Origin of the sequence: Limnohabitans sp. G3-2 (assembly GCF_002778275.1) — a bacterium.
Classification (GTDB): domain Bacteria; phylum Pseudomonadota; class Gammaproteobacteria; order Burkholderiales; family Burkholderiaceae_C; genus Limnohabitans_A.
In genome coordinates this window covers 26,115-51,613 of sequence record NZ_NESG01000005.1, presented here as the reverse complement: position 1 = coordinate 51,613, position 25,499 = coordinate 26,115, and the positions used below count along the sequence as shown (strand labels likewise).

Genomic DNA, 25,499 nt, shown 5'->3' with positions numbered 1-25,499 from the left:
CCTGGAGAACACGATGGCACGAATGAAATTTATCTGCGATGCAGAGCGCTGCATCGAATGCAACGGTTGCGTGACCGCTTGCAAGAACGAGCACGAGGTGCCATGGGGCGTGAACCGCCGCCGTGTGGTCACTTTGAACGACGGCGTGCCCGGTGAGAAGTCGATCTCGGTCGCTTGCATGCACTGCTCGGACGCACCTTGCATGGCCGTTTGCCCGGTCAACTGCTTCTACAAAACCGAAGAAGGCGTGGTCTTGCACGACAAGGACATTTGCATTGGCTGCGGCTACTGCTCTTATGCCTGCCCCTTTGGCGCGCCCCAGTTCCCGTCCAACGGCACTTTTGGCCTGCGCGGCAAGATGGACAAGTGCACCTTCTGCGCCGGTGGCCCCGAAGAGCACGGCAGCCAGTCCGAGTTTGAGAAATACGGCCGCAACCGCTTGGCCGAAGGCAAGTTGCCCGCTTGCGCCGAAATGTGCTCGACCAAGGCTTTGCTGGCCGGCGATGGCGACGTCATCACCGACATCCTGCGTGGCCGCGTGATCAGCCGTGGCAAGGGCGCTGAAGTCTGGGGTTGGGGCACTGCTTATGGCAATCAAGCCCAAACGGCCAAACAAGGAGCCTGAACATGAAAGCAGCTTTCATTCTTGGCAGCGCGGTTTTGTTGGTCGCTTGTGGCGAAAAGCCGCAAGAGGTCAAAGGCGTGCGCACCGACAAGCCCGCCTACAGCGGAACGGGCGTGGCCAACTTCACAGAACCTGGCTGGAAAGCCGGTGACAAAGACGGCTGGGCCAACCACCTCAAGGCCCGTGCCACTTACGGCCAAAACGACCACGTCCGCGCACCCAAGTGAGCGCCAAGGAGAAGTTCATGCGCCGCATGTTATTGACTTTAGGGCTGGCCTTGGCGGCGGTGGGCGTTGTGGCCCAAACGCCAGCACCGGCTGCGCCCGCGCCCACGGCCCAAGCTGAAACCAGCTTGGGTGTGAAAAGCGCCAATGTCTTTCAATTGGCCCCCGGTGCTGACGCCGATGCCAAGTACAAAGACCAAACCAACGCCGAGCGTGGCCAAGTTCAACCCGGCAACAACGCGCCCATGTGGCGTGCGGTCGGCCAGGGCGTGACCGGTTACAGCAGCCTGCCCAAAAGCGAGGCGCCAGAAGCGGGCAACCTGATTCAGCCCTTTGTGCAATACCCCGGCTCTCGTCTGGCTTCGGCGGGCGAAGCGTGGCGTCAGGTGCGCAACAACATCGTCATCCCCTATGGCGCGGCTTTGTTACTGATCGCAGTGGGCGCCATGGCTTTGTTTTATTTCAGCAAAGGCACCATGGAGCTGCATGGCCAAGAAACCGGTCGCAAGATCGAGCGTTTCACGCCCTTTGAGCGCTCCGCCCACTGGGCCAATGCCATCGCCTTTGTCGCCTTGGCCATTTCAGGCATCGTCATGGCCTACGGCAAGTTCTTTTTGCTGCCCATCATAGGCAGCACCTTGTTTGGCTGGTTGTCTTTTGCGCTGAAGAACATCCACAACTTTGCGGGTCCCCTGTTCGCTGTGTCTTTGGTGATCGTGTTTGTCACTTTCCTGAAAGACAACCTGCCCTCCAAAGAAGACCTGGTGTGGCTGGCCAAAGGTGGCGGCCTGTTTTCGGGCACCGAAGTGCCTTCGCACCGCTTCAATGCCGGTGAGAAGGTGGTGTTCTGGGGCGGCGTGTTGTTCCTCGGCTTGATCGTGGTGGGCTCTGGCTTGGTGCTGGACAAACTCATCCCCGGTCTGATTTATGAACGCGGCACCATGCAGATCGCCAACCTGATTCACGGCGTCGCCACTTTGTTCATGATGGCCATGTTCATCGGTCACATCTACATGGGCACGATCGGCATGCGCGGCGCCTACAAAGCCATGCGCGAAGGCTATGTGGACGAAACCTGGGCCAAAGAGCACCACGAGCTTTGGTACAACGACGTCAAGTCCGGCAAGATCCCTGCACAGCGCTCTGTGCCTGCGTCCACCACATCAGCGACAGCCGTTAAAACGGCTTCGGTTTGAGCGAGGAGAACACCATGAAAAAATACCTGCTTGTCTTGTCTGCCTTGGCCATCAGTTTTGGTGCCATGGCCAAATTGCCCGCATTGAGCGACGAAGCCAAAGCCAAAGCAGCCGAAGCTGCTGCCAAAACAGCGCACGGCAACAAAGTGGCCGATTTCCAGTTGTGCAAGTCCCGCGAAAAAGTGGCTGCGCACTATTACAAAACCAATGGCAAAGGCAAAGCGGCACCCACCGCCACGCCCGCTTGCGTCGACCCGGGTGCCTACAAGCCCGCTGAAACCACAGCAGCTGCGCCTGCCGCACCTGCTGCGGCACCCGCCGGCGCCAAGCCCGCTGCCGCACCTGCCAAAAAAGGCTGATCCTTTCACTCGCGTCATCGCCAAATCCCCCGTCGGCAACGGCGGGGGATTTTTACGTTAGGCTCAAGCCATGTCTGTTGCCATGAATGTCCCTGCGGCCGAGTCGGTCCTGCCCAAGCCCCACCTCACCCATGCGCGTGCACCCCTCACGCGACATGTCTCCGTCTGCAATGAGTTCGGCGAAACCTCCGAAACCCAAATCCCGGCCGAGCGCGCACTCACGATTTACCTGGACAAAAAAGAACTGGTCACCCTGATGACCTTGGGCGCTGAGCCCGAGTGGCTGGTGCTGGGGTTCCTGCGTAACCAGCGCCTGATTGACTCGGTGGATCAGATCGAATCGATCACCGTGGATTGGACGATAGGCGAAGGCGAAGTGGGCGAGCCCGGTGTGGCGGCGGTCAAAACCCGGGCCAACGCCCAGATCGTGATCGAGCGCAGCGCCGACCGCGTGGTGACCACCGGCTGCGGTCAGGGCAGCGTGTTTGGTGACCTCATGGCCCACATCGACGAGATCGCCTTGCCACCCGCGCAGATCACGCAAGGCCAGCTGTATGGCTTGGTCAACGCCATTCGCCTGCAAGAAACCACCTACAAATCGTCTGGCTCGGTGCACGGTTGCGCCTTGTTCAAAGGGGACGAGATGCTCATGTTCGTCGAGGACGTGGGCCGCCACAACGCGGTGGACACCATCGCCGGCTGGATGTGGATGAACGATGTGGACGGCCAAGACAAGGTGTTCTACACCACCGGCCGTTTGACCAGCGAGATGGTCATCAAATCCGCGCAAATGGGGGTGCCTGTGGTGGTGTCACGCAGCGGCATCACACAAATGGGGCTGGACGTCGCCAAACGCCTGGGCTTGTGTGCAATTGGCCGAGCCACCAACAAGCGCTTCCTCTGCTTCAGCGCCCCCGAGCGCCTGCTCTGGCAAGCCGAGTTGGCCAGCTAACCCTTCGCGAGCAGGGGCTCGCTCCCACAAAGACACCGCTGCCGCTTCCCCCGTGGGAGGCCGCCCCTGCGGCCGAAGGTGCTTGGTGGTCTGCAAGGTCATTCGAGTTAGCCAGATAACCCTTCGCGAGCAGGGGCTCGCTCCCACAAAGACACCGGTGGCCACGTCCCCTGTGGGAGGCCGCCCCTGCGGCCGAAGGGTTGAGGGCGCAGAAAAATGCCTTTGTCACCGCCGTGAATGGCTTGTGCGGTAAGGTTGAGAGATGAACAAACAAGGTTGGATGCATGGCCTGAGGCTGGGTGGGCGCAATTTGTGGCGTGATTTGCGGGCAGGCGAGTTGCGCCTGCTCATGTTGTCGGTGGCTTTGGCGGTGGCAGCGCTCACGGCGGTGGGTTTTTTGGCTGACCGCATGCAGTCGGGTTTGTGGCGCGATGCACGGCAATTGCTGGGCGGCGATGCGGTGGTCGTCAGTGACCAAAGCACCCCGCTGGCTTTTGTGCAGCAGGCCCAAAACATGGGTTTGCAAACCAACACCAATGTGAGTTTTCCTACCATGGCGCGCGCCTTGGCTGAGCAGGGCGGGGCGAGCCGCTTGGTGGCGCTGAAAGCGGTGGCGCCAGGTTACCCGCTGCGCGGCCAATTGCGCGTCTTGCCGGATGTGGGGCAGCCGCCCGCTTCGGGCGTGGCACCCACCATTCCCCCCGCGGGCGAAGTGTGGGTGGACCCGGCACTGCTGGACAACTTGGGCTTGAAAACAGGACAACTGCTGGGCTTGGGCGAGCGCAGTTTGCGCATCTCGGCCATCATCGAGCGCGAACCCGACCGGGGCGCAGGTTTCATGACCTTTGCGCCACGCGTCATGATGAATGCGGCCGATTTGGCGTCGACCGGATTGGTTCAACCCGCCAGCCGCGTGACTTGGCGCATGGCGGTGGCCGGTGATGCCGCAGCCGCCGAACGCTTTGTGCGCTGGGCCAAGCCCGAAGTTGAGTTGGCCCATGTGCGGGGTGTGCAGATCGAGTCGCTGGACAGTGGCCGCCCTGAAATGCGCCAGACGCTGGACCGCGCATCGCAGTTCCTGAATTTGGTGGCCCTGCTGGCCGCCTTGCTGTGCGCCGTGGCCGTGGCCTTAGCGGCCCGCAGCTTTGCGCAGCGGCAGCTCGATGCCTGTGCCCTGCTGCGCGTCTTGGGCCAAAGCCAGCGCACCTTGACCCTGAGTTACGGTTTGGAATTTTTGGGTGCTGGCTTGTTGGCCAGTGCATTGGGCGTGTGGGTGGGTTATGCCGTGCACCTGGGTTTTGTGCTGTTGCTCGCCGGCTTGGTGGATGCGCAATTGCCCGCAGCCAGCTTGCAACCGGCCCTGATGGGCATGGGCATGGGCCTGACCCTGCTGGTCGCTTTTGGCTTGCCCCCTGTGCTGCAGTTGGCGCAGGTGCCGCCTCTGCGCGTGATCCGCCGTGACCTGGGCAGCCTGCAAGTGCGCTCGGGCTTGGTGTTGGCCATGGGTTTGCTGGGTTTTGCCTTGACGCTGCTCATGGTCAGCCGCAACCTGACTTTGGGCCTGATCACCGTGGGTGGGTTTGGCGTCGCTTTGTTGGTGTTCGCGGGTCTTGCCGCCGCGGCCCTTTGGCTGCTGCGCCGAACGCTGCCCGACGAGCAGGCCCCACCTTGGTTGCGTTTGGCCACCCGCCAGGTGGCAGCGCGCCCGGTGTTTGCGGTGGTGCAGGTGAGCGCCTTGTCGGTGGGCTTGTTGGCCTTGGCCCTGTTGGTGCTGCTGCGCACGGACCTGATCGCCAGCTGGCGTCAGGCCACGCCGGCCCATGCGCCAGACCGTTTTGTCATCAACGTGCAGCCCGAGCAAGCCAGCGATTTCTTGGCCAGTCTGGACAAAGCCGGGGTGCAGTCGCCGGATTGGTTTCCCATGATTCGGGGGCGTTTGGTGGCCATCAATGGGCGTGAAGTCAGCCCCATTGACTTCGAAGCCGACCGCGCCAAAAGGTTGATTGACCGCGAGATCAACCTCTCGCATTCGGCCACTTTGCCTGCCCACAACCCCCTGACCGCAGGTCGTTGGGTGCCCGAAGAAACCGATGGCCTGAGTGTGGAACAAGGCATCGCCGACACACTGGGCCTTAAGTTGGGGGACCAACTGCGTTTCGACATCGCAGGCCAGACGCGCGAAGCCCGCATCACCAGCCTGCGCAAAGTGGACTGGACCTCCATGCGTGCCAACTTTTTCATGATGTTCCCCGTCTCGCAAATGCCCGACCTGCCCATGACCTACATGGCGGCCTTTCGCTCGCCGCAAAGCGCTGCAGGCTTTGACAACGCGTTGGTCAACCAGTTCCCCAACATCACCAGTGTGGACATGCGCAGCACACTGGCACAGGTTCAACGGGTCATGGACCAAGTGATGCGGGCGGTGGAGTATTTGTTCGCCTTCACATTGGCCGCAGGCCTGGTGGTGCTTTTGGCCGCCGTGGGGGCCAGCCGGCAAGAGCGGGAGCGCGAATACGCCATCATGCGGGCGCTCGGGGCCGGGCGCGCCTTGCTGGCCCAGGTGCAGCGCACCGAGCTGTTGGGGCTGGGCTGGCTGGCCGGCTTCATGGCCAGCAGCATGGCCTTGGCGGTAGGCTGGGCACTGGCCCGGTTCGCTTTCGAATTTGCCTGGCAGCCCCCGCTGTGGGCGCCTTTGGCGGGTGGTGCTTTGGGCGCTTTGCTGGCCTGGGCCGCTGGCAGCCTCAGCCTGTCGGGCGTTTTGCGCCAACCGGTCATGCAGACGCTGCGTCAATCCACCGAGTAGTTGAAATGGTTGAATGGGGGGCAGGTTGAATTGGGGTCAGATCCCAATTTTCCAAAGACAACGACGCCGCATCCCCTGTAGGAGGCCGCCCCTGCGGCCGAAGGTGCTTGGTGGACTGCAAGGCCATTCGCGAGCAGGGGCTCGCTCCCACAAAGGCACCGACGTCGCTTCCCCTGTAGGAGGCCGCCCCTGCGGCCGAAGGTGCTTGGTGGCCTGCTAGGTCATTCGCGAGCAGGGGCTCGCTCCCACACAAAGCCATGACCACGGCTTGCGGCAAAATACAAACCATGCCCATCGAAGACAAACCCCCTTTTGACACCCCGTTTGAATGGATGGGGGGCGAGGCACGCGTCAAGGCGCTGGCCGAGCGCTTTTACGACCTGATGGACATCGAGCCCGGCTACCAGGAATTGCGCGCCGCGCACGGCAGCACCTTGCAAGACGCGAGGGAGAAATTGTTTTGGTTTTTGTGTGGCTGGTTGGGTGGGCCAGAGCACTACACCGAACGTTTTGGTCACCCACGTCTGCGCATGCGCCACATGCCGTTTTCGATTGGCGTGCAAGAACGTGACCAGTGGCTCGCTTGCATGGACCAAGCCATGCAGGAAACCCAGGTCGACCCGCTGCTGCGCGAACGCTTGAACGCCAGCTTCTTCAAAACCGCCGACTGGATGCGCAACCGCGGCCAGTGACCTGTGTGCAGGAGGCGGCTCCTGCGGCCGAAGGAATGCAGTGACTCCGGCATTCATTCGCGAAGTCATTCGCGAGCAGGGGCTCGCTCCCACAAAGACACCGATGCCGCGTCCCCTGTAGCACCGACGCCGCATCCCCCGTGGGAGGCCGCCCCTGCGGCCGAAGGCGCGTGGTGGTCCGCAAGGCCATTCGCGAGCAGGGGCTCGCTCCCACCATGACACCGATGCCGCGTCCCCTGTGGGAGGCCGCCCCTGCGGCCGAAGGTGCTGGGTGGTCTGTAAGGCCATTCGCGAGCAGGGGCTCGCTCCCACAAAGACACCAATGCCGCGTCCCCCGTGGGAGGCCGCCCCTGCGGCCGAAGGCGCGTGGTGGTCTGCAGGGCCATTCGCGAGCAGGGGCTCGCTCCCACAAAGACAACGATCCCTTCTCCTACAAAACTTCGATCTCTTCTCCCACAAAATGCCGGGCCTGCAGGTGACTATGGTGAGCAGCCACATCACCGGCCACGCATTTGTGGCACAGTCAGCCCGTGAAAATCAACACCCTGCAAGACCTGAAACAGGTCAAAAAGAAACTCGCCGATGCGCATGAAAAAGCGCAAGCGGCCGAGGCTGCGCGCACCGCTGCAGCCCGCCAGAAAGAGGCCGAAGCCAACCTGTTTGCGCGTGCCGTGGGTGTGGTCAAGCGCATGCCTTCCAACGACCAAGCCAGCCTCACGCCCCCAGCACCGGCCCCCGTGGCGGCCCAACGTCAAAAAGACGAAGAGGCCGTGTTGCGCGATGCACTCAGCGACGGGTTTGACGTGAGCTCCTTGCTCGACACCGACGATGCCTTGAGTTTCAGGCGCCCAGGCATCGGGATCGATGTGACCCAAAAACTCCGAAAAGGCGGCTGGTCCATCCAGCGTGAGATCGATTTGCACGGCCTGCGCACCGAAGAGGCCCGTGTGGCGCTGGCCGAATTCATCCGCATTGCCCATAAACAAGGCCTGCGCTGCCTGCGCGTGGTGCACGGCAAAGGCCTGGGCTCGCCCGGCAAAACGTCGGTCCTCAAGCCCAAAGTCCACAGTTGGTTGATTCAAAAGAACCAGGTCATGGCCTTTGTTCAGGCCAAAGCCACAGAGGGCGGCGCCGGTGCGCTGGTGGTCTTGCTCAAGCCGGGTGGTTGAGGCTGCGCCAACATCCGCAAACATGCGCAAACATGCGGCAGCAGGGGCTGCCTCCCACAGAATTCTTCAGGGGTTTAATTGGGGTCAGACCCCATTTTTAGTTGAGCCTTCGCCAACATGCGCCAACATTCGGCAGCAGGGGCTGCCTCCTACAGAATTCATCAGGACGTTATTAGGGGGGCAGAGCCCACTTATGACTGAATTTGTTACTCAGCCCGGTTTTTGCGCCTGCTCGCACTTCACCTGAATCATCTCGCGCTGGCCCTTGGCATCGAGCCGCATGGCGCTCAAGCAGCCTCCCCACACGCAGCCGCTGTCCATGGCCCACACGTCATGGCGTGGCAGCTGGCCCAAGGTCGACCAATGGCCAAAAGCCACGGTCACATCGGCGGTCTGTCTGCCCGGCACATCAAACCACGGCATGAAACCGGCCGGAGCCGCATCGGCCCCTTCTTTGGCAGCGAACTCCATGACCCCCTGCGCCGAGCAAAAGCGCAAACGCGTCAAGGCGTTCACCACCACCCGCAAACGGTCCACACCCACCAAATCCTCTTGCCAGGCCGCAGGCGCGTTGCCATACATCTGGTGCAAAAAATCGCTCAAATCGGGCCCGCGCAACAACGACTCCACCTCGGCGGCCAAGGCCAAGGTCTGATCCAGAGTCCAAGACGGCAACACACCGGCATGCACCGACAGCACGCCGTGGCCCCAAATCGCCATGCGTTGGTGGCGCAGCCAGTCCAGCAGGGCAGGGCGGTCCACCGCCTGCAAGATGCCGTCCAGCGTGTCCATCGGTTTGAGCCGTCCGGCCCCGGCCGCCACGGCCAGCAGGTGCAAATCGTGGTTGCCCAGCACGCACTGCACGGCGTTGCCCATCGCCATCAAGCGCCGCAGCACGGGCGCCGACGCCGGGCCCCGGTTCACCAAATCGCCCAGCACCACCAGCGTGTCGCGACTGGCCGAAAAATCAACCCGCTCCAACAAGCGTCCCAAAGGCGCATCGCAGCCCTGCACATCACCGACCCAATAAACAGCCATAAGCACCTCTTGGGGGCCATTGTCCCAAATCCAGCACCCTGAACGTCCATGCCCAATGCCCTTGGCAAATGCGCAGCAGCGGGTGGCCGTGGCCACTCTTGGCACAATGGGGTTTATGGACTTTTTACTGATTGTTTTTCTCACCCTGCTCAACGGGGTGTTCGCCATGTCCGAGCTGGCGCTGGCCTCCAGCCGCAAAGCCCGCCTGGCCGCCATGGACGAAGCCGGTGACAAAGGCGCCACCGCAGCGCTGAAGTTGCTGGAAGAACCCACCCAATTTTTGTCCACCGTGCAGGTGGGCATCACGTCGATTGGGGTGCTCAACGGCATCGTGGGAGAGGCCGCCTTCAGTGCTGGTCTGGCTTTGCAACTGGTGCAGTTGGGCCTCACAGAGCCCGTCGCCGCCATCACGGCCACGGCCATCGTGGTCACCATCATCACCTTCACCACCATCATCTTTGGCGAACTGGTGCCCAAGCGGATTGGCCAGCTCTACCCCGAGGCCGTCGCTCGCCTTGTGGCTCGCCCCATGGCGGGTCTGGCCAAAGCGGCTGGGCCGTTTGTCAAATTGCTGTCGCTGTCGACGCAAGGCATGCTCAAACTCATGCGCATTGACAGCTCCGGCAGCCGCGCCGTGACGGAAGAAGAAATCACCGCCAGCTTGGTCGAAGGGGTGGATGCAGGCCTCATCGAAGAACACGAGCACCAAATGGTGCGCAATGTGTTTCACCTGGACGACCGCGCCCTCACCTCCATGATGACGCCGCGCAGCGACATCCAATGGCTCGAAGCCAGCCTCACGCCCCAGGAAGCCATGGACCGCATCAACCAGATGCGCGGCGAAGGCAACCACTCTTGGTACCCGGTTTGCCGAGACGGTCTGGGCCACATCATGGGCGTCATCAGTTTGTCCCACCTGCTGGCGCTGCCCCACAACGACGAGCGTTCCCTGGAAAACCACGCCCAAACCGCCCACTTTGTGCCCGAAACACTGACCGGCATGGAGTTGCTCGAGCAAATGCGCGACCAGTCCAGCCGCATGCTGTTTGTGGTGGATGAATACGGAGAAGTTCAGGGCCTGTTGACGCCGCTGGATTTGCTGGAGGCCATCACCGGTGAGCTCAAGTCAGAGACCCAAACCGATGCCTGGGCCACGCAAAATGAAGACGGCAGTTGGGTGCTGGACGGGATCATGCCCGTCAACGAACTCAAAGCCCGTTTGGACATCAAAGAGTTGCCGGCCGAAGACAAAAACCGCTACAACACCTTGGCGGGCTTGCTGATGTACGCGCTGGGCCAACTGCCGGTCAAAGGCCAAACGGTCGAAGTGGGGGAGTGGCACTTTCAAGTGCTTGACCTGGAAGGGCGGCGCATCGACAAAGTGTCCGGGTCACGCAGACACAAACCATCCGATATTGAATCTTGATGTTTTGATGTGAATCATTCGACATATCAAAATACCTGTCTGGGATTAATTTGATTTTAAATATCAGATGCGTCCATCCAGCACAATAAAAATGAATGTCATGGATGCGGCAGTGATAAATCATGTATATTCATGGTTTTTACTTTCTTGGAAATCAATATGACTACCAGCTACAAAGAATTATTGGCCCAGCGTGAAGCCTTGGAGCAAGCCATTGCCCAAGCGCGTCAAAACGAGATTTCTGCCGCTGTGACCAAAGTGCGTGAATTGGTCGCCGAATTTGGCTTGACCGCGCAAGACGTTTTCCCCGGCCGCGCAGCCAAATCGGCTTCCACCAAAGTGGCCAGCAAAGTCGCTGCCAAATACCGCGACCCAGCCACTGGCCAAACCTGGACAGGCCGAGGCAAAGCGCCCAAGTGGATCGATGGCAAAGACCGCGCACCTTTCGTGATTGCCTAAATAAGCCTGCATTTGGCCGCTGCCCATTCACCCAACTGGATAATGGGTGACGGTCAAGCGCCATTGGCGCGGTATTAATCCCGTGCAAGCATCTCAACCCCGCGCAAGCGGGGTTTTGTTTTGGTGCCCCCAAAGCTTTAGGGGCCCATTTCAAGACTTGCCCATAAAATACCCTGTCAAACCGCCGAATCTCGCCCAAATACCGCATTCATGACCCGCAACGCCGACCCTTCCGAGACCCTTTCTGGCACAGATGCGCCATCAAACCGGTGGTATTTGGCCTATACCAAACCCCGGCAAGAACAAATCGCCCAGATCAACCTGGAGCAGCAAGCCTTTGAAGTCTATTTGCCGCTTTACAAAAAGTTCAAAAAAACCGAACAAGGCCCCGTGTCCGTGTTCGAGCCCATGTTCCCGCGCTACATCCTGTTCAGGCCCAGCAAGCCCGAGCAAAGCATCTCGGTGGTGCGCAACACCAAAGGCATCGCCACCCTGGTTCGTTTCGGTTTTGAACCCGCCCAGCTGCACGACGAATTGGTGCAGTGCATCCGCCAGCTTGAAGAAGAACGCCACCACGCCACCCTTCAAGAGCTCAGCAACCTCCAAGCGGGTCAAACCGTGCGCCTCAAGCACACGGCGCTGGGCAACATCGACGGCCTGATCCAAAGCGTCTCCAGCAAACGCGTGGCGGTGCTGCTCGAAATTCTGGGGCGTCCTCTGGTGATCCAGCTCGAGCACCACCAGGTCGAAGTGACCACCTGAGCACCTGAGCACCTGAGCACCTGAGCACCTGAGCACCTGAGCACGCAGGGGCGCTGCGCACCAGCAGGCCCATGGCGTGCTTGTGTGAGCCTTCGCACACCATTTAATTTGGCGTGAAGGCGCAGAGGGCACCGATCCATCTAGAATCAGGTATTATTTTTGGTACCCCTTTTTGACTCAATCCGCCTCCTTAATGCAGTTTCCAAAGCACATCGCCATCATCATGGACGGCAACCGCCGCTGGGCCAAAAAGCGGTTCATGCCTGCCGCCTTGGGCCATGCCGCTGGTGCCAAGCGGGTCCGTGACATCGTCAGTGCTTGTTCCGAGTTGGGGGTGGCCCACCTCAGCCTGTTCGCTTTCAGCACCGAAAATTGGAAACGGCCCGAAGAAGAAGTCTCCAGCCTCATGGGCTTGTTCATGACTTATCTCCAAAAAGAAGTCGATGACATGAACGCCAACGGTGTGCGTCTGCGCTTGGTCGGGGACAAGAGCCGCTTTTCGCCGGCCATGCAAGACCTGATGGACCGCGCCGAGCAGCAAACGGCGCAAAACACCCAAATCACACTCACGGTTTGCGCCAACTACGGCGGCCGCTGGGACATGATCCAGGCCGCTCAAGCTTGGCAAAAAGCCAACCCCGACCAAAACCTGCAAGCCTTGACCGAAGAGGCCTTGGCTTCGCACCTCAGCACCGCCTACGCCCCTGAAATCGATCTGCTCATCCGCACCGGGGGCGAGTCGCGCATCAGCAACTTCATGCTCTGGCAAGCCGCATACGCCGAGCTTTTTTTCACAGACGACCTCTGGCCCGACTTTTCTCCAGCCCGGCTCAAGCAAGCCATCGACTGGTTTGCCCAGCGCGACCGACGCTTCGGCTCGTCCGCGCCGCTCTGAGCCTGCCCCCTCTTGTTTTGCAGCCGCACATTCGTGCTGGCGCGAAGGCTTGCTGTCAGTTCGCTGGCGTACGCTCAATACCCAAAAATAAGAAAAATAAATGCGCTATTTATGCTTCAAAAAAAGCATCCCATAGTCGCTTCATAAATTAGAATCGAAGGTTTTGCGCCTTGTGCCGAATACTCGGGTGGTCTTGTGCTGATCACTCTGGTGTTCAGGGGCACCACGCCGCAAATCGTGTCTTTTCAGGCCCAGTGTCATGCTCTCAGCTGCATCAGACACTGCGGTAGCCTGCTCGGCGCACGAGTCAGACACCTCAACTCGTCCACCTCAATTCGCCCACCTCAACGCGCCCCCTCACGCTGTCGGTCCTTCACGTGTTTTACCTGCCGTTACCCATGCCCCAACACCTTCAGTCAGCCCCCAGGCACACCCTCTTTGCACTCGCCATGCTGGCCTGCCTGAGTTGCAGTCTGCCTGCCGCAGCGCAGTTTCAAGCGGGCACTGTCCCCCAAGCGGGCATGACGCAGCCAAGCGCCATCCCAGCCACAGACCCCGCTGCTGCCCTGCCGGCTGCGGGCGTCAACACCGCGGTCAAGCCCGCATTGCCTGTTCGCCCCGACCTGGGCGCTGCAGACGCCGACCGCCTCTTGAGCCAAGCGCGCCCACGCAAAGCCCAAGCCCCCAGCCAATTCCAGCGCTTTGTGCAAGAAAGCACCGGCCGCCTCTTGCCCCACTTTGGTGCCGACCTGTTTGACAACCCCCAGGCCTACGCCACCGACGCCGCGGCCCCCGCACCCGCCGAATACGTGCTCGGCCAAGGCGATGAAGTGCGCATCCAAATCTGGGGTGCCGTCGACTACGCGGGCACCCACACACTCGACCGCAACGGCCAAATCAGCCTGCCCAAAATCGGCACGCTCAACCTCGCAGGCGTGCAAGTCAAAGACCTCGAAGCCGCATTGCGCAAACACGTGGCCACCGTGTTCAACAACGTCACGCTCACGGCCAGCCTTGGCAAACTGCGCGGCATCACGGTGTATGTGGTGGGCCAGGCCCAACAGCCCGGCACGTACAACCTGAACAGCCTGTCCACCCTCATCAACGCCGTGTTTGCCAGCGGTGGCCCCGGCGTCAACGGCAGCATGCGCGGCATCCAGCTCAAGCGCGCTGGCAAAACCGTCACCACGCTCGACCTGTACGACTTCATCGCCCAAGGCGACAAAAGCAAAGACGCCCGCCTGCAACCCGGCGACGTCATCATGATTCCCCCCGCAGGCCCACGCATGGCCCTGACCGGTGCCACCGACCACGGCGCCATCTACGAAGTCAAGCCTGGCCAAACCGTGCAAGACATCTTGGCCCTGGGCGGCGGTGTGCCTGCTCTGGCCAGCGCCCAAAAAGCCCTGGTCGAACGCATCGACCCCGCGCAGGCCGCAGCCCCTCGCCAAGTGCAAAACCTGGTGCTCAATGCCCAAGGCCTGGCCCAGCCACTCCAAGACGGTGACGTCCTGACCCTGCTGCCCATCAGCCCCGCATTTGGCAATGCCGTCACCTTGCAAGGCACGGTGGCCCAGCCCCTGCGCAACGCCTGGTTCCCGGGCATGCGGGTGCAAGACCTCATCCCCGACCGCGAAGCCCTCATCACCCCCGAGTACTACCGCCGCAAAAACCAACTGGTGCAAAACCGCTCGGTCACCCTCAAAGCCCAAGGCCTCACCCCGGCCCAAATTCAGGCCATCGAAAAAGCACAGCAGCTGCCGGAAAACCTGGCCCTGGCCACCGAAATCATCACGGGCACCGCCGAGGCTGGCGCGCAGTCACGCGCTGGCAGCAACGTCAGTGAACGTGTGCGCGGCATGGTCGACCAAATCAACTGGGACTACGCCCTCATCGAGCGCCTGAACAAAGCCGAGTTGCGCACAGAACTCATCCCCTTCAACCTGGGCAAAGCCGTGGTCCAAAAAGACCCGGCCCACAACCTGTTGCTGCAGTCGGGTGACGTCATCACCATCATGAGCAGCAACGACCTGCAGCTCCCCTCCGATCGAAAGACCCGCCTGGTTCGGGTCGAAGGCGAAGTGGCTGCCCCCGGTGTCTACCAGGCCCGGCCGGGCGAAACCCTGCCCCAACTGCTGCTGCGTGCCGGTGGGGTCATGCCCCAGGCCTATCTTTACGGCCTTGAATTCACCCGCGAAAGCGTGCGCAAACAGCAGCAAGAAAACCTCGACCAAGTCATTCGCCGCCTGGAAAACCAAGCGCAAAGCGCAGCCGCCAGCCTGGCTGCCAACCTGACGGGCGAGCGTGCCGCCCAAGCGCAAATCTTGCAGCAGCAACAGCAGCAACAGCAGCAAAGCCAAATCGCCCGCCTCAAGGCCCTCAAGAGCAAAGGCCGCGTGGCCCTTGAGCTCGACCCCGCTGCCGGCGAGTCCGCCAAACCCATTCATCTGCGCAGCGCTCGCGGCAAAGCCGCCGACTTTGAGCAGCTGCCCGACCTGCCCCTGGAAGACGGCGACGCCATCCTCGTGCCCTCGCTCCCCATGTTTGTGTCTGCTGTGGGCAGCGTCAGCAACGAAAACGTCATGATTTACAAAACAGGCAAAACCGTGGGCGAGGTCATCAAATCCGCCAGCCCCACCGACGAAGCCGACCCGAGCGAAGCCTTCTTGCTGCGTGCCGACGGGTCTGTCTTCAGCCGCCGCGCGGCCGGCTTCTTCAACAGCTTCGAGTCCACCAAAGTCATGCCCGGCGACACCCTCATCGTGCCCGCCCGGGTTGACCGCGAAAGCGGCTACAACTTCCTGGTGCGCGCCCTGCGCGACTGGACCCAAATTTTCAGCAACCTCGGCATAGGCGCCGCCGCCATCAAAACCCTGAAGAACTGATCTCCCTGTAGGCGCTTGCCCCCGCAATCGATTCCCCCAAACCAGCTCTCCCCTGTAGGAGCTTGCCCCCGCAAGCGAATCCCCCAAACCACCCCTCTTCCATGCGCCTGACCACATCCGAACAACAAGCCATTACAAGGATTTTGCGATCTGTAGATCCGCAGGCTGAAGTTTTGCTGTTTGGCTCGAGGGCGGATGACCAGCGCAAGGGCGGAGACATTGATTTGCTTTGGAACACCAGCCGCTCGATAGATCTAAAAACCCAACTCACCATTCAATGGCAGTTGGAAGTGTCCTGCGACACGCATGTTGATTTGCTTGTGCGTTCACCGGATGAACCCGATCGCGAAATCTTTCAAATCGCCCGCCAGACCGGGGTGCCATTGTGAAACCTGAAACACACTTACTGGTTCAGAGTCTGCAAGCTTGACTTTCCTCTGTCGCATCATCCAAAAAGAAATCCAGCACTTGCTGGACACCTGTCCAGTAAGCGCTTGCCCCCGCAAGCGAATCCCCCAAACCACCATTCCCCTGTAGGAGCTTGCCCCTGCAAGCGAATCCCCAAACCACCCCTCAGCCATGCGCCTGACCCCCGCCCAAATCGACACCATCAAAAGCACCGCCCAAGCCGTGCTGGGTGAGGGCGCGCAAGTCACCCTGTTTGGCTCGCGGGTGCACGATGCGCTCAAGGGTGGCGACATTGATTTGCTGGTTGAATTGAGTGCCCCCGTGGCCAACAAAACACAAGCGATGGGGCAACTCTATGCCCAGCTCGTGCGCCAATTGGGCGACCAAAAAATTGACATCCTTTTGCACGATGGCACGCGCCCTGCAGCCCAGGTGGTCGACATCGCCAAACAAACGGGAGTGCGCTTGTGAGCACCTCTTTGCATCTTTCCGAGCACGCCCAAAATGCGCTTCTTGCGCTGGACTTGGCCCGCAAAGAAGCGGTCCATTTCCAATACAGCCACAGTACCTTGTTCGCACTCTCCATTGACCTTCAGTGGGTAGAGAGCCTCGCACAGCGCCCTGAATTGGCCGAAAAAGTCGAGGCCTTTGTCAGCCGTTTCGGCAGGTTGCAAGATCATCTGGGCGAAAAACTCATCCCCCGCTATGCCCAGCTCGTCGGCGAGCAGCACAGAACACAAATTGATGTGTTGAACTTTGCGGAACGTGCCGGTATTTTGTGCAGTGCCGATGACTTTTTGGCCGCTCGCAAACTGCGCAACGTCTTGGTTCATGAATACATGCAAGACACACAAAGTTTCCTCGAGGGCTTGCAACTTGCCCAAGTGGCCAGCCAAATGTTGTTTGATGTGATCAAAAACACAGAGTCTGAACTTCAAAGACTGGGTGTCTTGCCATGCGCCTGACCCCCGCCCAAATCGACACCATCAAAAGCACCGCCCAAGCCTTGCTGGGTGAGGGCGCGCAAGTTACCCTGTTTGGCTCACGGGTGCACGACCAGCAAAAGGGTGGGGATGTGGACCTGTACGTTGAAACCGCGCACCCCGATTTGATGAAAAAAATCCGCTGCAAAGTCAGCCTGCAAGATCAACTCGACATGCCGGTTGACCTCATCGTCAAACCCCACGGTGACCACAGCCCCATCGCCATGATCGCCAAGCAAGAAGGCATTCGGCTGTGAGCGAGCACATCGCCTTGATCTGGAAAAAGTTGGACCATCTGGTCCGCATGCGTGTGTATTTGCTTTACTCCATTGAGCAGGTCACTGCTTTGCTGCCCATTCAAAACTGGCAAGCCCTGCAACCCGAGCATCACGAAACACTGGCAGCGTTTCGTATCCGGTTCAGTGAATACCAAGAGCACATGGGCAAAACCATGAAAGCCTTGGCTGTGGAGGAAGAAAAACCCTCTGAGCCCTTTACGTCCGTGTTGCTCTACATGGAAAAGCTCGGCTGTATCTCTTCAGTGGACCGGTGGAAAGAGATTCGTGAATTGCGCAATGCGGTGAACCATGAATACGAAGACGATCCCGCTGTGTTGCATGAGTTCTTTGAGCAAATGGTTCAGTCAGCACCTGCTTTGTTGGAGTGGCATGCGCAATTAATCCACTTCTGCCAAAGCACATACCCTCGAAATTGATCCCTGCAGGCGCTTGCCCCCGCAAGCGAGTCCCCAAATAACCAATCCCCTGTAGTAGCTTGCCCCCGCAAGCGAATCCCCAAACCACCCCTCAGCCATGCGCTTGACCCCCGCCCAAATCGACACCATCAAAAGCACCGCCCAAGCCGTGCTGGGTGAGGGCGCGCAAGTCACCCTGTTTGGCTCGCGGGTGCACGACGAGCAAAAGGGTGGGGATGTGGATTTGATGGTTGAAGTGACCCAAGCCATTGCTGATCCGGCGGTGCTGGCGGCACGCCTGTCCAGTCAGGTGTCTCGTTCCATGCATGGGCGCAGAGTCGATGTGGTCTTGAAGGCCCCCAACTTGATGGAGCAGCCCATTCACCGCATCGCCAAACAAGAAGGCATACGGCTTTGAAAATCAGTCCAGCACAACACGAGCGGCTGACTTTCCTCTGCCGCATCACCCAAAAAGAAATCCAGCACTTGCTGGACACCGACCGTCGCTTGTTTGCCGATCTTTTTACCATCGATGCTGCGCAAAAAATCGACACAGACCCCATCTTGGCTGAAAGACTCGATGCCTTTGTCAGCCGCTTTGGCCGATTGCAAGACAACTTGGGCGACAAGTTTTTGCCCCAACTCCTCTTGGCTTTGGCAGAAAAACCCGGCGCGGCCATAGACAACCTGGACCGAGCAGAACGACTGGATTGGATCGAATCTGCTGAAACATGGCTGGAAATTCGAAAACTTCGCAACCAAATGGTGCACGAGTACATTGAAGACTTGGCGATCTTGGCCAGCGCTTTGCAAGCTGGACACCAACACGTCGCCACACTGGTTGCGGCGGGCCAAAAAATGATGATCGAAGCCCAACGCTTAATCAACCACTAAGCAACAAACCACCAATCCCCTGTAGGAGCTTGCCCCCGCAAGCGAATCCCTCAAAAAACCAACCGTGACCGACACCCCCAACACCCCCCTCGACCTGCAAGAAGACGAAATCAGCCTGCTCGACCTGCTGCAAACCATCGTCGACAACCTGCGCCTGCTCATTCTGGGCCCGCTGCTGGTCGGCCTGGCCGCTTTGGGCATCAGCTTTGCCATTGCCCCTACCTTCACCGCCACCGTCAAATTCCTCCCCCCCCAGCAACAGCAAAGCGCTGCGGCCAGCATGCTCGCCAGCCTGGGTGGTTTGGGTGGTTTGGCCGGGGCCGCAGCAGGCCTCAAAAACCCCGCTGACCAGTACCTCGCTTTCATGAAAAGCAACCGTGTGCAAGACGAGTTGATCGAGCGCTTCAAACTGCAAGACCGCTACGAAACCAAATTCAAAGCAGACACTCGCTTGGCGTTGACCGGCAACACCCGCGCCACCAGTGGCAAAGACGGCCTGATCACCGTCGAGGTGGACGACAAAGACCCCCAATTTGCCGCAGATCTCGCCAACGCCCATGTGGATGAGCTGCAAAAACTGCTGGCCAAGCTGGCCGTGACCGAGGCCCAACAACGCCGCATGTTCTTTGAAAAGCAACTCGGCCAAGTCAAAGACAAAATGGTCGCGGCCGAACTGGCCCTGCGCGCCACAGGCGTCAGTGGCAGCACGCTCAAATCCAACCCCACCGCCGCCGTCGCGGGCGTGGCGGCACTGCAAGCCCAAGTCACTGCACAAGAAGTCAAAGTGGGCGCCATGCGCGGCTACTTGGCCGAGACGGCCCCCGACTTCAAGCAAGCCATGAACGAGCTGGGCAACCTGCGCGCCCAACTGGCCAAGCAAGAGAAAGACCAACCCGCCAGCACAGGGCAGGGCGACTACGTGGCCAAATACCGCGAGTTCAAATACCAAGAAACCTTGTTTGAACTCTTTGCCAAACAGTTTGAGCTGGCCAAGGTTGACGAGTCGCGCGAAGGCGCCGTCATCCAAGTGCTCGACGCCGCCCAGCCGCCCGAGAAAAAATCCAAACCCAAAAAAGCCCTCATCGCCATCATCGCCACCCTGGCCGCTGGCTTTGCCCTTTTGCTCTTCGTCTTCATCCGCCAAGCCCTGCGCAACGCAGGCCAAGACCCAGAATCCGCCAGCAAACTCGCGCGCCTCCAAACCAGCTGGCGCAAAGCCTTGGGCAGATCAAGCTGAATCCCCGATCAGGTCGGGCATGTCAAACAGTCTGCCCAGCCCCAGGATTGATTTATTGTCCTTTTCAAAAAGACAATAAATCAATAAAATAACCCTCATGCAAAGTCAATTTCGCGCCATTGTCCGGCAAAAAATTCTGGACAGCCAAGCCGCCACGTTGCCGACACTCACGCCACGTGATGTGTGGCTGCCTGCCGTGCAAGGCAAGGCGCTGGCCGTCATTGGCATGCGGCGGGCAGGCAAAACCAGCTTTTTGTGGCAACAACTGGCCCAAAGGCACAGCCAAGGCGCACCGCGTGAAGCGCTGCTGTATTTCAGCTTCGAAGACGAACGCCTGGCAGACCTCAAAGCCAGCGACCTTGACGTCCTTGTTGACGAATACTACCGGCTTCACCCCGAATGGCGCGACGCGCAACGGTGCACCTTCTTTCTCGACGAAATCCAGACCATCACCGGTTGGGAACTCTTCGTGCGACGTCTTCTGGACACAGAAAACATCGAACTCTTCATATCTGGCTCATCCGCCAAACTGCTTTCACGCGAAGTGGCCACCAGCATGCGTGGCCGCGCACTTGAAGCCGTGGTCACCCCATTCAGCTTTCGCGAAGCCTTGCGCCATGCGGGCCAAGAGCCCCTCAAACCAACCGACCGACTGACCAAAGCCGAGCACTCCAAGCTTGAGCACGCCTTGCTGGGCTACCTCAGCACAGGCGGCTTTCCTGAGGCGCAGCAGCTCGATACACGCAGCCGCATTGAGCTGTTGCGCAACTACGTGGATGTGGTGTTGTTGCGCGACATCATTGAGCGGCATAACCTCCAACAGCCGCAAGTGCTGCGGTGGCTTGTGCAGCAACTGCTGGGCAATGCCGCAGGCGCGTTCAGCATCAACAAATTTCATGGCGATCTCAAATCACGCGGTGTGGCCATCGGCAAAGACAGCCTGCACCAAATGCTGGCCCACCTGGAAGACAGTTTTTTGCTCACCAGCGTCGAGCTGGCCAGTGACTCGGTGCGCCGCAGGCAAGTCAACCCACGCAAAATTTACCCGGTGGACACGGGCCTCATGGCTTTGTTTGAACTGAGCGGCAAACCCAATACCGGCCACGCCCTGGAAACCGCTGTGTTGCACGAATTGCAACGCCTGGGGGCAAGCACAGGCTATGTGCACACACCAGGCGGCTACGAAGTGGATTTTTGTGCCCAACTGCCCCAAGGTGAAACTTGGCTGGTGCAAGTCTGCCTAGACCTGACCGACCCCGAAACGCTGCAGCGCGAAGTGCGCGCCCTGCAAGACACGCAAACCCTCTGGCCACAAGCCAGGCGAATGCTGATCAGCCTCACATCGCCTGCTGTGCTGGCCTTGCCCCAAGGCATAGAACTGCACCGTGCCACCACTTGGCTGCTCAACCCATTGACGGCCCCCACCCCATGACCCCCCTCCACGCCTTCCAAGGCGTTTTTCAATCACCCGCACTGCAGGCCGCCGCCTGGGGCATGGCCGCCAGCTTTGTGCTGTGCGTGCTGCTGGTCATCACCAAACGCATGGGCGTCATGCAGCGCCTGCTGGCCACCATGGCGTCACTCTTAAAATCTCCCAAATGATTACAATGCAATCATTGCAATCAAATTGGGGCGCATCATGAGCAGCATCACCATCCGGAACCTCGACGATAAGCTCAAAGCCAGCCTGCGCTTGCGGGCTGCGCGTCATGGTTTGTCCATGGAGCAAGAGGTCCGAAACATCCTGCAAAACACGCTGGCGGCAGACGCCAGCCCAGCCAATGGTCTTGAATTTGCGCTTCGCATCAATCAGCGCTTTAAGGGTCTGGGTGCTGAAGATCTGCCAGTCCCCGAACGCCTGCCGGCACGCCCAGTGCCCAGTTTTGATCCCACATGAACACGGGTTTCCTCATCGACACCAACGTCCTCTCAGAGCTGATGCGTGAAAACCCCGCTCCTCAAGTGTTGGCCTGGTTTGCGAGTCAAAACGCCAACTTGATGCAAACCAGTGCCATCACCCATGCAGAAATACTGGCGGGTATTGCACTCTTGCCCGCAGGCAAGCGGCGTGAAGCCATGGCACAAGCGGCAAGCCAAATCTTTGAAGAAGACTTTTCAGGCCGATGCTTTGATTTTGGGGGCAAGGCCATAGCGCACTACGCCATGGTCAGGGCACAACGCCAGCTGGCCGGTCGGCCGATCGACACTGCAGACGCGCAAATAGCCGCCATCGCACTGGCCACGCAGCTGACACTGGTGACTCGCAACACCAAAGACTTTGAAGGCATTACCGGCCTGCAATTCATCAACCCCTGGTTGCACCACTGAAAACCATGACCCCCCTCCACGCCCTCCAAGGCGTTTTTGAATCAACCGCACTGCACGCAGCCGCCTGGGGCATGGCTGCCAGCTTTGTGCTGTGCGTGCTGCTGGTCATCACCAAGCGCTGGCACGGCGCCTTGACCATGGACTTCACCGACGGGGTGCAAAAGTTCCACACCGCACCCACGCCCCGCATTGGCGGCGTGCCCATTGTGTTGGGCCTGGTGGTGGCCTGGGCCAAAGCCCCGCAAGCCGTGCAGGCCTTGCTCACCCCCATCTTACTGGCCGGCATGCCCGCCTTCATGTTTGGTGTGGCCGAAGACATCACCAAACGCGTGGGCGTCATGCAGCGCCTGCTGGCCACCATGGCGTCGGGTTTTCTGGCGTGGTGGATCACCGGCCAATCCATCAGCGGGGTCGACATCTGGGGCGTGGACTGGTTGCTGGGCATCACCCTCGTGTCGGTCCTTTTCACGGCCTTTGCCGTGGGCGGCGTGGCCAACGCCATCAACATCATCGACGGCTTCAACGGCCTGGCCAGCACCATGTCCACCTTGGCCTTCATGGGCCTGGGCATGATCGCCTGGCAAGTTGGCGACACCGCGCTGGCAGGTACCGCACTGGTGTTGGCGGCTTGTGTGTGGGGTTTCTTTTGGGTCAACTGGCCTTTGGGCAAACTGTTTTTGGGCGACGGCGGTTCGTACTTCATTGGCTTTGCGCTGGCTTGGGTGGCCGTGCTGCTCATCGAGCGCAACCCCAGCGTCTCGGCCTTTGCCCCCTTGGTGGTGTGTGTGCACCCGGTGACCGAGGTGCTGTTTTCCATCTACCGCCGCCGCATCAAAAAGCTCAGCCCCGGCCAACCAGACCGTCTGCATTTTCACAGCCTGGTCAAGCAGCGCTATGTGCGCCGCTGGTTTGGGCAGCACAGCAACCGCGTGCGCAACTCCATCACGGGTGCACTCATTGGTTTCATGACCTTGACAGCCATCGTCCTGGCCAGCCTCACGCATGGGTCGGTCCGCTGGTCTGCCGCCGCATTCGTGGGCTTGAGCTTGGGCTATGTCGCCACTTATGCCCGCATGGTGCGGTACCACTGGTGTTCGCCCATTGGCTTTTTGCTGGTCAAGGTATAGACACCTTAGTAATTTCCTCTGCTTGGCAAATTTATGCACTTTGATTTTGAAAATTATCAAAATGTAAACAGTTAGTATTTGGTAAAAGAGGGCTGTGATGGATTTAAGGATATTAATGAAAGTTAAACCAAATGATAAATAATTGCATTTTTGGTTGCTCTGCAATAATAAATTTAGTGGTTATGCATAATTTTATGGTGGATGTAGTAATAAAAAATCATCGCAAATTGTACATATACCGAGCTAAAAATGCCTAACAAAATATAACTGAAAAATTCAATTCAGTAGAAAGGAATCAAACAAATGAAAGCAGTCATCCTAGCTGGTGGGTTGGGAACACGTCTTAGCGAAGAAACCGCGACACGACCTAAGCCAATGGTTGAAATCGGTGGTCGGCCCATCCTATGGCATATCCTCAAGATGTACTCCCACCACGGCATAAATGATTTTATTATCTGCTGCGGTTACAAAGGCTACCTGATTAAAGAGTACTTTGCGAATTACTTTTTGCATATGTCGGATGTCACATTTGAGATGCAATCCAACCTTATGGTAGTTCATCAAAAGCGCGCTGAACCCTGGACCATCACACTTGTTGACACAGGCGACAACTCCATGACCGGCGGCCGGTTGCGCCGCGTGGCCGACTACGTTAAAGATGAAGAAGCCTTTTGCTTTACATATGGTGATGGTGTGAGTGACGTAGACATTACTGCCACAATCGCTTTCCACCGAAGTCACGGCAAAGATGCCACACTTACGGCTACCTACCCTCCCGGTAGATTTGGTGCACTTGATATCCAAAAGAACCAGGTGATGCGCTTCAAGGAAAAACCCAAGGGTGACGGCGCGTTTATCAATGGTGGTTTTTTTGTGCTTTCACCACAGGTTCTCAGACACCTTGAAGACGACAGCACAATCTGGGAGCAGCAACCACTGATGCAACTTGCCGCAGACGGTCAGTTGATGGCATATCAGCATTACGGTTTCTGGCAACCCATGGACACACTGCACGACAAAATGACGCTAGAAAATCTCTGGGCCAGTGGTCAAGCCCCATGGAGGAAGTGGGACTGACATGACAGAAAACTCAGAATTCTGGCGAGGCAAATGCATTTTTTTAACCGGCCACACTGGTTTCAAAGGAAGTTGGCTTAGTCTATGGCTGCAAAGCCTTGGCGCACAAGTACACGGCTTGGCGCTTGAGCCACCATCCACGCCGAACCTATTCACCGTTGCGCAAGTTGAAGTTGGTATGGCAAGCCATACCATCGGTGACATTCGTGACCTGAATACGGTTCAAAAGGCCATGCAAGCAGCACAACCAGACATCATCATCCACATGGCCGCGCAGCCTTTGGTGCGACTGTCTTATGCCGAACCGGTTGCAACTTTTGCAACCAATGTTATGGGTACCGTGCATGTATTGGAAGCAGCTCACAGCACACCAAGTGTCAAGGCAATAGTGATCGTAACCACCGACAAGTGTTACGAAAATAAAGAATGGGCTTGGGGTTACCGAGAAAACGAGCCCATGGGTGGTCACGATCCCTACAGTAACAGCAAAGGTTGCGCCGAACTTGTTACAAGTGCATACCGCAGCTCATTCTTGCAGAGCCGTGGTATTGCCGTGGCAAGCGCCCGTGCAGGGAATGTTATCGGCGGTGGTGACTGGGCGGCAGACCGCTTAGTGCCAGATATTCTTCGCGCTTTCGAGCAAAACCAACCCGTAACTATCCGCAATCCGCACGCCACACGTCCTTGGCAACACGTACTCGAACCATTAAGTGGCTACCTTACATTGGCTGAACACCTCTACACCCAAGGCCAAGCCTATGCCGAGGGCTGGAACTTTGGCCCCCAAGATGAAGATGCAAAACCTGTGCAATGGATCGTGGAGCATATGGTGAATAGTTGGGGCAAAGGCACACGCTGGCAGCAAGACAGTGGTGTCCATCCGCACGAAGCCAACTACCTTAAGCTTGACATTTCTAAGGCAAAAGCGCGCCTTCGCTGGCAGCCCCGTTGGAACCTTGCTGTTGCACTGGAGATGGTCGCTGCCTGGCATAAAGAATATCTGGGGGTATCGAACATGAATGAATTTACCTTGAAGCAGATTGCAACTTACGCTCAAACCCAAAAGGAGACTTAAATGTCAGCCTTACAAGACCCGTGCAAATAAGAACGTGTACAAATTCTCTTTAAATAATTGCTACCCAACTTTATATTGCTTTGGCCCAAGCCGCATGCAAGCTCGGAGTCCAAGCTACGACGGAACTTGGGTATCAGTTTGCAGCCATCTTTGACAGGAATTGCGTAATGGCGGCGACTGTTGAACTTTGC

General features: G+C 58.8%; 29 protein-coding genes. 28 read left to right on the top strand and 1 reads right to left on the bottom strand.

What is annotated here, in order from left to right; translation table 11 throughout:
• The first annotated feature begins 13 nt into the window (after positions 1-13).
• From fdh3B to B9Z31_RS08730, 8 genes are all read left to right on the top strand, one after another.
• Positions 14-625 (top strand): formate dehydrogenase FDH3 subunit beta, encoded by a 612-nt coding sequence (fdh3B, locus tag B9Z31_RS08765; RefSeq protein ID WP_100119193.1) that lies wholly within the window; start codon positions 14-16, stop codon positions 623-625.
• 2 nt (positions 626-627) lie between these two features.
• Positions 628-852 carry a hypothetical protein gene (locus tag B9Z31_RS08760; protein WP_100119192.1) on the top strand — a complete coding sequence of 75 codons (225 nt, stop codon included), beginning with the start codon at positions 628-630 and terminating at the stop codon, positions 850-852.
• A 17-nt stretch (positions 853-869) separates the two neighbouring features.
• Positions 870-2,045: a formate dehydrogenase subunit gamma gene (locus tag B9Z31_RS08755; RefSeq protein WP_100119465.1), complete on the top strand. Its 1,176-nt coding sequence runs from the start codon at positions 870-872 to the stop codon at positions 2,043-2,045.
• A gap of 14 nt (positions 2,046-2,059) precedes the next feature.
• Positions 2,060-2,404 (top strand): hypothetical protein, encoded by a 345-nt coding sequence (locus tag B9Z31_RS08750; protein ID WP_100119191.1) that lies wholly within the window; start codon positions 2,060-2,062, stop codon positions 2,402-2,404.
• Between the two features lie 70 nt (positions 2,405-2,474).
• The gene (locus tag B9Z31_RS08745; RefSeq protein WP_100119190.1) at positions 2,475-3,356 is read left to right on the top strand and encodes a formate dehydrogenase accessory sulfurtransferase FdhD; all 882 of its coding nucleotides are present in this window, start codon (positions 2,475-2,477) and stop codon (positions 3,354-3,356) included.
• Positions 3,357-3,618: 262 nt separating this feature from the next.
• Positions 3,619-6,159: an ABC transporter permease gene (locus B9Z31_RS08740; RefSeq protein ID WP_100119189.1), complete on the top strand. Its 2,541-nt coding sequence runs from the start codon at positions 3,619-3,621 to the stop codon at positions 6,157-6,159.
• A 287-nt stretch (positions 6,160-6,446) separates the two neighbouring features.
• Positions 6,447-6,851: a group II truncated hemoglobin gene (locus B9Z31_RS08735; protein WP_100119464.1), complete on the top strand. Its 405-nt coding sequence runs from the start codon at positions 6,447-6,449 to the stop codon at positions 6,849-6,851.
• Positions 6,852-7,381: 530 nt separating this feature from the next.
• Positions 7,382-8,020, top strand: coding sequence for a Smr/MutS family protein (locus B9Z31_RS08730; RefSeq protein WP_100119188.1), 639 nt, complete (start codon positions 7,382-7,384; stop codon positions 8,018-8,020).
• A 210-nt stretch (positions 8,021-8,230) separates the two neighbouring features.
• Here B9Z31_RS08730 and B9Z31_RS08725 read toward each other — a convergent pair whose 3' ends face one another.
• Positions 8,231-9,058 (bottom strand): symmetrical bis(5'-nucleosyl)-tetraphosphatase, encoded by an 828-nt coding sequence (locus tag B9Z31_RS08725; RefSeq protein ID WP_100119187.1) that lies wholly within the window; start codon positions 9,056-9,058, stop codon positions 8,231-8,233.
• Positions 9,059-9,173: 115 nt separating this feature from the next.
• Between B9Z31_RS08725 and B9Z31_RS08720 the strand changes: the two genes are divergently transcribed.
• The 20 genes from B9Z31_RS08720 to rfbG all read left to right on the top strand — a co-directional run bounded on the left by B9Z31_RS08720 (position 9,174) and on the right by rfbG (position 25,308).
• Positions 9,174-10,484, top strand: coding sequence for a hemolysin family protein (locus B9Z31_RS08720; protein WP_100119186.1), 1,311 nt, complete (start codon positions 9,174-9,176; stop codon positions 10,482-10,484).
• A gap of 159 nt (positions 10,485-10,643) precedes the next feature.
• On the top strand, positions 10,644-10,943 hold the full coding sequence (locus B9Z31_RS08715) for an H-NS family nucleoid-associated regulatory protein (RefSeq protein WP_100119185.1): 300 nt from the start codon (positions 10,644-10,646) through the stop codon (positions 10,941-10,943).
• A gap of 210 nt (positions 10,944-11,153) precedes the next feature.
• Positions 11,154-11,705: a transcription termination/antitermination protein NusG gene (locus B9Z31_RS08710; RefSeq protein WP_100119184.1), complete on the top strand. Its 552-nt coding sequence runs from the start codon at positions 11,154-11,156 to the stop codon at positions 11,703-11,705.
• A gap of 193 nt (positions 11,706-11,898) precedes the next feature.
• Positions 11,899-12,600 carry a polyprenyl diphosphate synthase gene (uppS, locus tag B9Z31_RS08705; RefSeq protein WP_100119183.1) on the top strand — a complete coding sequence of 234 codons (702 nt, stop codon included), beginning with the start codon at positions 11,899-11,901 and terminating at the stop codon, positions 12,598-12,600.
• A gap of 398 nt (positions 12,601-12,998) precedes the next feature.
• Positions 12,999-15,485 (top strand): polysaccharide biosynthesis/export family protein, encoded by a 2,487-nt coding sequence (locus B9Z31_RS15620; protein WP_233200861.1) that lies wholly within the window; start codon positions 12,999-13,001, stop codon positions 15,483-15,485.
• 101 nt (positions 15,486-15,586) lie between these two features.
• Positions 15,587-15,874, top strand: coding sequence for a nucleotidyltransferase domain-containing protein (locus B9Z31_RS15365; protein WP_143473831.1), 288 nt, complete (start codon positions 15,587-15,589; stop codon positions 15,872-15,874).
• Positions 15,875-16,064: 190 nt separating this feature from the next.
• Positions 16,065-16,364, top strand: coding sequence for a nucleotidyltransferase domain-containing protein (locus B9Z31_RS08690; RefSeq protein WP_100119181.1), 300 nt, complete (start codon positions 16,065-16,067; stop codon positions 16,362-16,364).
• Positions 16,361-16,858, top strand: a complete 498-nt coding sequence (locus B9Z31_RS08685; RefSeq protein ID WP_199174467.1) for a hypothetical protein — start codon at positions 16,361-16,363, stop codon at positions 16,856-16,858. Before B9Z31_RS08690 ends, B9Z31_RS08685 begins: the two co-directional genes overlap by 4 nt.
• Entirely contained in the window at positions 16,849-17,133 is a 285-nt protein-coding gene (locus B9Z31_RS08680) for a nucleotidyltransferase family protein (protein ID WP_100119180.1), read from the top strand. The genes B9Z31_RS08685 and B9Z31_RS08680 overlap by 10 nt, the downstream gene beginning before the upstream one ends.
• The gene (locus B9Z31_RS08675; protein ID WP_100119179.1) at positions 17,130-17,591 is read left to right on the top strand and encodes a hypothetical protein; all 462 of its coding nucleotides are present in this window, start codon (positions 17,130-17,132) and stop codon (positions 17,589-17,591) included. The genes B9Z31_RS08680 and B9Z31_RS08675 overlap by 4 nt, the downstream gene beginning before the upstream one ends.
• Before the next feature lie 97 nt (positions 17,592-17,688).
• Positions 17,689-17,988, top strand: coding sequence for a nucleotidyltransferase domain-containing protein (locus tag B9Z31_RS08670; protein WP_199174466.1), 300 nt, complete (start codon positions 17,689-17,691; stop codon positions 17,986-17,988).
• The gene (locus B9Z31_RS08665) at positions 17,985-18,464 is read left to right on the top strand and encodes a hypothetical protein (RefSeq protein ID WP_100119178.1); all 480 of its coding nucleotides are present in this window, start codon (positions 17,985-17,987) and stop codon (positions 18,462-18,464) included. Before B9Z31_RS08670 ends, B9Z31_RS08665 begins: the two co-directional genes overlap by 4 nt.
• A 64-nt stretch (positions 18,465-18,528) precedes the next feature.
• Positions 18,529-19,701, top strand: a complete 1,173-nt coding sequence (locus tag B9Z31_RS08660) for a Wzz/FepE/Etk N-terminal domain-containing protein (protein ID WP_100119177.1) — start codon at positions 18,529-18,531, stop codon at positions 19,699-19,701.
• 97 nt (positions 19,702-19,798) lie between these two features.
• Positions 19,799-21,133, top strand: a complete 1,335-nt coding sequence (locus B9Z31_RS08655) for an ATP-binding protein (RefSeq protein ID WP_100119176.1) — start codon at positions 19,799-19,801, stop codon at positions 21,131-21,133.
• Entirely contained in the window at positions 21,130-21,303 is a 174-nt protein-coding gene (locus tag B9Z31_RS15485; RefSeq protein ID WP_158235672.1) for a hypothetical protein, read from the top strand. Before B9Z31_RS08655 ends, B9Z31_RS15485 begins: the two co-directional genes overlap by 4 nt.
• A gap of 37 nt (positions 21,304-21,340) precedes the next feature.
• Positions 21,341-21,598 (top strand): pantothenate metabolism flavoprotein, encoded by a 258-nt coding sequence (locus tag B9Z31_RS08650; RefSeq protein ID WP_100119175.1) that lies wholly within the window; start codon positions 21,341-21,343, stop codon positions 21,596-21,598.
• A complete protein-coding gene (locus B9Z31_RS08645; RefSeq protein WP_100119174.1) occupies positions 21,595-22,029 on the top strand; it encodes a type II toxin-antitoxin system VapC family toxin in 435 nt (144 codons plus the stop codon). The genes B9Z31_RS08650 and B9Z31_RS08645 overlap by 4 nt, the downstream gene beginning before the upstream one ends.
• A gap of 5 nt (positions 22,030-22,034) precedes the next feature.
• A complete protein-coding gene (locus B9Z31_RS08640) occupies positions 22,035-23,156 on the top strand; it encodes a glycosyltransferase (RefSeq protein ID WP_100119173.1) in 1,122 nt (373 codons plus the stop codon).
• 303 nt (positions 23,157-23,459) lie between these two features.
• Positions 23,460-24,233 carry a glucose-1-phosphate cytidylyltransferase gene (gene rfbF / locus B9Z31_RS08635; protein WP_100119172.1) on the top strand — a complete coding sequence of 258 codons (774 nt, stop codon included), beginning with the start codon at positions 23,460-23,462 and terminating at the stop codon, positions 24,231-24,233.
• Position 24,234: 1 nt separating this feature from the next.
• Positions 24,235-25,308, top strand: a complete 1,074-nt coding sequence (gene rfbG, locus B9Z31_RS08630) for a CDP-glucose 4,6-dehydratase (RefSeq protein WP_100119171.1) — start codon at positions 24,235-24,237, stop codon at positions 25,306-25,308.
• The last annotated feature ends 191 nt before the right edge of the window (positions 25,309-25,499 follow it).